Source organism: Spiroplasma endosymbiont of Megaselia nigra (assembly GCF_003987485.1).
Classification (GTDB): Bacteria; Bacillota_I; Bacilli_A; order Mycoplasmatales; family Mycoplasmataceae; genus Spiroplasma.
On sequence record NZ_RCOO01000272.1, the window covers coordinates 1 to 1,203 of the forward strand.

Genomic DNA, 1,203 nt, shown 5'->3' on the forward strand with positions numbered 1-1,203 from the left:
TTATCAAATCCGTTAATATTTCATTTACTATTAGATGTACTACGCCATACAATAATGTAATATTTATTATCAACTGTATTAAATGGTTTTTCATTTGAACATTGTTGTTTTCAATTTCCGTGGTTTTGTTTTTCACAAGGAATATTTTTATTATTTGGTTTTTCACAACTAATTAATGTTGTTGTACTTGTTGCTGTTAATCCGATTATTCCTAAAATGCTAAGTCATTTTTTCATATTTTACTCCTCTTTTATTAAAATTACTTGAATGCTATAATTGATTTTATCATATATCAATCATGTATTAAATAATTTTAATATTAAATTTATAAATTAATGAAAGGTATATAAATGTTATGTATAGTCATTTAAGTTTTATTGATAAGGTTAAATTGGAAAAATTAATATTATCAAAATTATTTTTAAAAAAGAATGGTGAAATAAATATTTCACAAATTGCTAAATGTTTGAACAGAAATCGTAGTACTATTTTGCGAGAAATTAAGCGTTTTAAAACTATTGATGAATATAGTGCTTATAAGTCAGATAAAATGTATTATGAGAAAAGAAAAAAGAATAATAAAAGATATAAGTTTACAGAAGAACAATTAAATTTTATTAATATAAGATTTAATGTTTATCGTGATTCTCCATCACAACTTATTCATCGTTATTTTTTAAAGTTTGGTATTAAATTTTCTGTTTGTGTTAAAACATTGTATAAATGAATTCGTTTGGGTTTTTATGGTTTTTTAAAACAGAATTTACGTCATCGTGGTAAAAAATATAAAACAAAAGGAAAATTTGATAATCGTGGTAAATTAATTAATTTTAAATCAATATGAGATATTGAGAATAAAGAGACTGATGTTGGTTGATTTGAAATGGATACAGTAGTTGGTAAAGACCATCAATCTAGTAATTTGGTTTTAGTTGAACAAAATAGTAAAAGTTATTTTGTTATGAAATTAAAAAATCATACTGCTAATGAAGTTGTGGAAAAGTTTAAAGATATTGTTATAAGTAATAATTTATTTGGGAAAATTAAAGGAATAATAACTGATAGAGGAAAAGAATTTAGTAAATGAAGAGAATTAGAAATATTTGCTGAAACACAAGTTTATTTTTGTGACCCTGGTAAACCACAACAAAAACCATTAATTGAATATATGAATTCTGAACTTAGAGAATGATATCCTAAGGG

Annotated in this window: 2 protein-coding genes; one reads left to right on the forward strand and one right to left on the reverse strand. The window is 22.8% G+C overall.

The annotated features are described in order from the left end of the window. A partial coding sequence (locus tag D9R21_RS06630) for a lipoprotein (RefSeq protein ID WP_158613986.1) occupies positions 1-236 on the reverse strand: 236 nt, incomplete at its 3' end. 119 nt (positions 237-355) lie between these two features. Here D9R21_RS06630 and D9R21_RS06635 point away from each other — a divergent pair. Further along, on the forward strand, positions 356-1,203 hold an 848-nt coding region (locus D9R21_RS06635; RefSeq protein ID WP_126821557.1), incomplete at its 3' end, for an IS30 family transposase.